The 7,376-nt window shown below is 50.3% G+C and carries 4 protein-coding genes and 1 pseudogene; 1 reads left to right on the top strand and 4 read right to left on the bottom strand.

Features of this window, described 5'->3' with window-relative positions:
* Positions 1–31 precede the first annotated feature (31 nt).
* The 4 genes from H6B30_RS02255 to H6B30_RS02270 all read right to left on the bottom strand — a co-directional run bounded on the left by H6B30_RS02255 (position 32) and on the right by H6B30_RS02270 (position 7,143).
* On the bottom strand, positions 32–1,645 hold the full coding sequence (locus tag H6B30_RS02255) for an O-antigen ligase family protein (protein ID WP_205107459.1): 1,614 nt from the start codon (positions 1,643–1,645) through the stop codon (positions 32–34).
* Between the two features lie 287 nt (positions 1,646–1,932).
* Positions 1,933–3,144, bottom strand: coding sequence for a zinc metalloprotease (locus H6B30_RS02260; protein WP_239483443.1), 1,212 nt, complete (start codon positions 3,142–3,144; stop codon positions 1,933–1,935).
* Position 3,145: 1 nt separating this feature from the next.
* The gene (locus H6B30_RS02265; RefSeq protein WP_205107461.1) at positions 3,146–5,455 is read right to left on the bottom strand and encodes a peptidase associated domain and porin domain-containing protein; all 2,310 of its coding nucleotides are present in this window, start codon (positions 5,453–5,455) and stop codon (positions 3,146–3,148) included.
* Between the two features lie 347 nt (positions 5,456–5,802).
* Positions 5,803–7,143, bottom strand: a complete 1,341-nt coding sequence (locus tag H6B30_RS02270) for a radical SAM/SPASM domain-containing protein (protein ID WP_205107463.1) — start codon at positions 7,141–7,143, stop codon at positions 5,803–5,805.
* 144 nt (positions 7,144–7,287) lie between these two features.
* Between H6B30_RS02270 and H6B30_RS16260 the strand changes: the two are divergent.
* Positions 7,288–7,362 (top strand): annotated as a pseudogene (locus H6B30_RS16260) (transposase); the annotation flags it as partial.
* Positions 7,363–7,376: the final 14 nt, after the last annotated feature.

Raw genomic sequence — 7,376 nt, forward strand, 5'->3', positions numbered from 1 at the left:
TGCATTGTTTGTCTTTCTTTATTTGCTTAGTTCAGTGTAATGGTTGCGTTCTATACCATATAGTGTGCAGCATCTGAATTTTCCCATCTAGCAGGGGCGTGATATCAGCTTGGCGTTCCGGCAAGATAGCGTCTCTCCCGCCAAGTATGCCATTTTCTGTGAGGTTGTATCTCTTTCTGTACAAGGCAGCTCCCTGCGCGTCGCCCTTTGATTCGCTTATATTGGCGAGGTTTGACCATACTCGCGACAGTCCGGGCATCTGGCGTGCAGCTTCCGACAGGTACTTTTCGGCCCTTGCGATATCACCTATATGTAAAGCTACGCTACCGAGTTTGGCTTGGTTTATTGTGCTTGCGGGTCTTGTGGCTAGAGCCTGGCGCAACTTGTTTTTTACCATCGCTGCCAACTGTGGGTTGGACATTTCTATCTGTTTCCACGTGTCCGTTTCGAGTATGCGCGGCTGGCGCAGTATGGCAGTGGCAAACTCAACAGAGGCCAAGCCGTATTTACCGCTTGACGACAGCCATTGACAAAGCGTCCATCTGTACCGCAGCTTGTCCGGATAGCTGTCGGCCAGTCTCTTTAGGGCTACAGTATCCCTGTAAGTCACGGCATCGCGATAGTGGCGTTCGCTATCGAGTATGCTGTATTTCGTGAGCGATTGCGAACCCACGTGGTCTTTGTAGTACAAGCCAGCCCATGCAAGCCAAGCCATGAACAAGGAGGGGATGACGGCACCGAGCTTGTTCCTTGCGGTGTATTGTCCACTTGCCCGTGGGCAGATATATCCCATGAAAGCAAGAGCAAACAGCTGCACTGTCGGCGAGGTGAAAAAAGTAGGGAAAGTAAGCTCTTTGATCCAGAATCCCATCAAGAATATGGACATGAGTCTGTGCCACGGGCTGTTGCCGATTATGACTATCCATACGAACGTAGCGAGTGCCGCCAGTAGTAGCAGCACTCCACCCCAGCCGGCCTCGACAAGCACTTGCGTCACTATGCTTGGTGCAAACGACGTGTAGTTGTCGCTTCGGGCGTCACCACTCTGGTAGTAGTCTTTGGCCATGGTGTAGTTGCCTGCTCCCACTCCCCATGGGTGCTCTGCCATTATCTGGGCTGTGAGGCCTATGGCGTCGGCCCGTCCCGCAGTGCTTTGCCGCTGCGAAGCGGTGGCGTTCATGCGCAAGGTCTGGCTCGTCTCAGAACTGAACGACGCGCCTGCCACCGCTATTATGGCCAGTGCTATGGCGACGGTGACGCGCTTATTGCGCATTAAACAGCGCCGACGCAGGTAGAAAAATGCGGCCACAGCGAAGACCGCGATGGCTATGTAGTTGCCGCGCGAGAACGACAGCACCGCCATGGCCAATGACAAGCATAGCGAGGCTCCTGCGGCCAAGCGCGTCCACCGCCCCATTTTGACGCAGAATGTGCTTGCTGCCAGTCCTCCCCAAAGCCACAGCAGAGAGTTCCATTCGTTGACAGGCACACCAAGTGGGGTGTAGAGAAAGCGGAAATTGTAGACCGACGTGAACCCTGCTTGGTGTACCTTGGATACGAATATTGCGTATTGCGCCATGGCGATTGCCAGCACAATGAAAATTCCATGACATAGCGTGGCAGCCTTGTTGATAATGGGGGACATGTCGCTGTCAGTTAAGCAGCGCACCAAAAAATAGGCCAATAGGTTGCAACCAAAAACCATTGCTGCCTCGGTGCTGCTTTGCTGGTTGACGCCGGGGGTCAACGCCATGTAAGCCCATATGGCAGTTAGACATAGGTCAAGTGGCGTAAGCCTAAGAAACGGCCTATGCCACCACCATGCTACCAGCCACGCTCCCATGGCAAGCGGTGCAATGAGTAGAGGATCGGGCACGTAGAAGAGTCTCATAATGCAGGTTGCTGCTATGAGCAGACATCCCGCGTTGTACATCATTTTATCCATCTCAGTCGTCTTGCAAGTGCCAGTGCCATACGGTAGAGCATATAAGTAAAGAAAAACAGGAATATCAGTTGCAACACTATCTGCTGGGTGTTGCTCCACTCTGGCATCTGCCGACGTGACAGTTCTGACAGCAACTGCATGAAGCGGTCGGGGAACGTCTTGTAAAATCGGGCGAAGAACATTGGGATGGCGTAGCAGAAGTAGAATACGAAGAACGCTGTGACCACCACGGTGTAGCCGATGAGTGACAGACGCGCCCACAGCGGGAGCGAGTGCAGGTATGGGCGAGGTCCGGCGGCCCTGCCCAACAGTCTCTTGGCCGAGTATGCCGCCCACTCCATGCCTTTCTGCCGCAAGTTGGCGACTCCGAGCAAATCTGTAACCATCCAGTATCCGTCGAACTTGAAGAACGGATTCATGGTTATGAGGAAGTTGAGGTTCATCAACACAATCAAGTAGTGGAGTAGGTTGTTGCGGGTAATAATAGCAGCGCCGAGTAAAGGCAACATCAGCAGCATCTGGAAGTATATCCCGCCGAAGTTCACAACACACCGCTCACACCTAGGTAATTTCCATACGTGGGACACGTCGGTGTAGAATACTGGTAAGTTAAGGTAGAGCCCCAGGCCGATGTTGCCGTGAGGGGCGCCGAAATGGCGGCATGCCGCCGCGTGCCCGAACTCATGCACAAGCGAGGATAGTATCATCAAGGCATACATGCCAGCCAGCAGGTAAATGCTGATGGTGACATGGTTACCCGTGCCACTGGGCATGGCAAAGTAAACCATGTCAGCCAGCGCGAATGCCGCCACGGCAGGTATCGCGACCCATGGGCGGAACAGCCAGGCCAACGCAGCAGACACTTTCCCGGCCGCTTCAGCGGTGATGAAGTCCTTGCTGTACAGGAACGATTTACGCTTGTCGCCCACAAGTGCCTGGTTTCTTATCTTTTGCGCCATACCGTCTATGAACGCCGTCACTTCGTCGCGCGAGGGCTTGCCGCCTTGGCTTGCCACGTAGCTTGAGATGCTTTCGTCTGTCAGTCCGTTCTCTTTGAGATATGTCAGCAACACGGCAGTGTCCTTGCTTATCTCGAAGAAACGCCCCGAAGCCTCCATGAGGTAAGTCTCATGGCGAGAACTCGTGGGGAAAGGTTGTATTGTTATGTCTTTAAGGTTCATTTCCCTTTTGCTTTCCATTTCAATTTTCCTTGGATATTGAGGTCTGGTTGATGTCTTGCGTGTCAGGGTTGCTGAACTTGTGCTTCTTCTTGCCGAAGTTGAAGCGGTAGCTGACTCTTATGTGTCCGTAGTTGTCGGTTACGAGGGGTGTGCGCGATGTGCTGCATGTGGCGTACTCGCCGTTGTCGAACTCCGTCCGCGTGGCAGCCCTGAAGGGGTTTGTGTATTCCGCCTCGATGTTCCAGTCGTTTATGCTGTAGGCAATGGTGAGCCTGAGCCTGTGGGGGCTTTTTATGTAATTGCCCAGTGTGGGGTTTACGCCTTTGCTTGGCGTCATGTATGAAACCAAGGCCCGCCAGCCTTTGTACAGCAGCTGCGAGCTTATGGAGAAGTAAATCCTGTTTTCACAGATGTCGGTCCATGCACTCGACTTTGAGTGGTTGAATATGGCTATTCCCATGATGTCGAGCAGTTTCGGTATGATGTAGTACTTGGCTCCCGTTTCCAGGTGCGCGTTCCAGTATGTACCGTTGTTTACGTTTTGGCGTACAAACGCGCCGCGCCCGGCGTCGTGGTTTATTTGCATGTAGGTGAAGTCGGGGCATACTTTCAGCGCGGCGTAGTTGAACCACTGCAGCCTTGGCGATATGTCGAACGTGTGGTCGACGGTGGAGTTGTAGCTCATGTAATCCTTGAGCTTTGGGTTGCCTACAAAGACTTCGTATTCGTTTATGCGGTACTCGTCACCCGTGCGGTTGGCGTTGCTTGCTTCCGTGCTCATGGCCGTCAGCGACAGGCTCAACGCATGCTTGCCCTTGAGGTAAGACATACGTATGCCCGGGGTGAAAAATAGGTTTGTCTGCTCGTTGCCGCTTGACTTTACAGTGGCCGCTTTGCCCGCCAGGCTTGCCTGTATGCTGAAAGTCCTCTTTATCTTATAAAGATATGTTACGTGCAGCCTTTCCGTATGCTTGCGCAGCCTTAAGTCGCCACGCGTGGCCTGGCGCATGGTGATGTCGTTTATGTCAGTTAATCCCATGGCAGCGTTGATGTTGAGCGACGACTTGCGGCCGAATGCCTTAGTGTAGTTGGCCGTGGCCGACAGGTAGTGGCTGTCCTCGCGCGTTCCGTTGGCATAGCGGTCGCATGCGCTGCCGGCTATGTTCTCGTAGTGTCGGTCGTAATGGTTGTTACCGTAGCTGTAATATGCTTCCATGCGCAGGCTTTGCCGCTTGGGCAACGTGCGGCTGTAGCGCAACTTCAGGGCGGGGCTGATGGACTGCGAGGTGGCGTTTTCACGCCGTGTGTACGCCTCTGCGTCGTTGCTGTATGCAAGGGTGCTGCCGCTTTCGTCATTGCTGTGGCTCCTGTTGAAGCGTGCCGAGGCGTAGAGGCTTTGCCTGGTGTCAGAGTAGAGATAGGTGAAGTAAGCTCCCATGGCATCTTGCCGGTTGAGGGCAGACAGTGATTCGGTGCGGCGCGTCACTGTGGCTTCGGGGAATCTGTATGTCGTAGCCCTACAGTCTTGCGGTTGTCCGCTGAAGTTGTTGTAGCTGCCGTGTGCCGATATGGCATATTCCGACTTCCCCTCAAAATATTGTGCCGTTGCCCGGGCGTTGCCTTCGGGTGTGGTCAGCTTGTGCAATGCGCTTATGGCCACAGTCCCTGCGTAGTCGCGTTCTTTCAGCACATAGTCGAGCACGGCGTATGCATCAGGGTATTCCGGCTTGCCTTGCGTGTATAGGTCTATGCGTTTTATGTCTTTGGGGTTGAGGTTTTGCACTTCTTCGTTTGTAGCCTCCCTGCCGTCGATGCAAAGTGCCACGCTTTGGTTGTGGTATCTAATGGTGTTTTCCAATGGGTCGGCGTCAAGCCCGAGAATCCTCATCACGTCTATCGCACTGTATCCGTCGTAGGCGTGGCGCATTTGCTCCTTGGTGGGGTAAATCATGGTTCTGTCTTCTGTGCGCACCGTGTTGCTGCCCAGCACCACCACTTCGGCTATTTTCGCGGTCGACTTGTCCATGGCAATGTCGCCCAAGCGGATTGCAAGCTCCTTTGTAGGGCTGATGGCCATCGTGGTTGGCTTGAAGCCTATGTATTCGGCCTTGAGCTTCAAAGCCCTGTTTTCTTGCGCTATTTTTAGCTTGAACTCGCCTTTGCCGTCGGTTGTGGTGCCACCGGCATACACGCTGTCGTCAATGTAGCAGCGTATTGTTGCCTTCTGCAGGTTGTTCTTTTCGTTGTCTATCAAATGCCCGGTGATTGTTGTTTGGGCTGTGGCCCTGAGTGTTGCAAATGCCATTATGGCGAAAAGGATGATTCTCATTGTTTTGCGCTTAGTGTATGGAAAATCAGAATGAAGTTGCGCATAAGCAGAATTGCCCGTGCACAACTTCATTTGAAGTTAACTATCTATTCTTCTGACAATAATGTTGGCAATACTCTCCGCAATAGTCAGAACAATCGTCTCCGCAGTGTATATCGCAGTAGTGGTCACATGAGATTCTGCTAGCAGAGTCAATGTCAATATTGGACGCTTGTGCAAGCAGCCCATTGACAGCAATTGGGTCTGTTTCCAGTCTTTGTTCCAGTTCTTCCATGTAGAAAGTTGGTAATTCGGTGTTCAAAGAACGCATTTCTTTGGTTTCTTTCATTTTGTTAAAGTTTAAATTGTTAATTACAAGCCATAATGGCCTTATTCACAGAGAATTGTATTATGTCATCCATTTTCACACATTTATTACTTTTTTGCCGACTTGCGGGGCATCCACCACTACAGAGCAGCGCATATTTACATTTTATGCAGTCGTCTTCCAGCATACGACATTTCCTCCAACTGTCAATGACATTTTGGTTCCATCTTATTTCGTCAGAGTTGTAGTCGCCAAGGCAATGCTGCTTTTGGTTTACGACTTCCCAGCACGGATATATCTTCCCTATGGGGTCTAATACGAATCCCTTTGTCTGTGCCGGACAGTATATGGATGTAAGGTCAATGGGCTTGTTGTTTTTCACTGCGTTTTGGATTTTGCGTGAAAGACCGTAATCCTTGCAAGCGGATTCCATTTTCATGGCTTGTAGCTTCTTTATGTATTCTGCTTGGTTTAGATATCGGTATGTCTCTTTGCCGTTGGTTGAGTAATCGCGCAACAAGGCAGAATACATGGAGAACAAGTCGTTTTCTGTGTAGTGAAGTTTAGAAAAAATACCGTTCAACGCTTTCAGGTCTTCAATGTTGTCGCTGTCTGTATTCACTCTTACCGACACTTTCACGCCATGGCGTAATGCCATGCCGATATTGTTGACAATTTTATCGAACGTGGGTACCCCTTGGGCGTGGATTCTTCGTTTGTTGTGACGTTCTGGAATTCCGTCAATGGTTATTTGTACGAATTTGATGGCATTTGGCGAAAGCAAGGCCTCGAAACAGTCCAGATCGTAACCGTTGGTTATGGCGGAGAACGTGAAGCCGCGTTCCATTCCTTGTTTTACGAGGTAAGTTACAGCATCCTTGTTTTGCTTCATTAGAGGTTCGCCGCCATAAAGGGTTATATTGTCAGTCCGTATGCGCTGATTGTTTGATGAAAGTTTTTCTATTGTCTCGTAAAGTTTGTCGACCATCTCGTGGCTGAATGTCGCAGTTTCCCTCTTTATGCTGTTCTCGAAGCAGTATGGGCAGCGGAAATTGCAGTCGTAGCTCACTACTACAGTAAAGCCTGAACGCAACAGCATGCTTTTCTTGAAAAGAGCATTAGCGAGCCGCTTGACGTATTCTGTTTCTTCCTCGCGGCTTTTCACTGTTATGTATCCACGTCGTTCTAGGGCTTCTTTTGTGGCTGCGCTGCATGGGATGGCGCCTTTGTCGAAAGTGGCGTTGGCTTTTAAGAAAATCGCTATGGACTTGTCAATAATATCTATTGCCCCTGTATATCCATGAATCATGCATATATTCTCTGACTCGTTATCAAGGTCAGTCAAGATGCAGTAAGATGATAGTCTGTAATCTCTTCCCATTGTATATTTGCGTTTTAGTTTGTCATTTTTATAGTAAAATAACGTGAGTTCGATGAATTATAACTATTTGTAAATTTGGTGATTAGCGAAAATTGTTGTAACTTTATAGTGTTCAATTACAAAGTATTACAAACAATAATCGCTATAATCACCGAGGACAAAGTTACAGAATTATTTTGTATGGCGGACGACTTCTGCAAGTTTTTTGATGCAATGATGGAATAATATACGCT

Origin of the sequence: Marseilla massiliensis, assembly GCF_016899955.1 — a bacterium.
Taxonomy (GTDB): Bacteria; Bacteroidota; Bacteroidia; order Bacteroidales; family Bacteroidaceae; genus Prevotella; species Prevotella intestinigallinarum.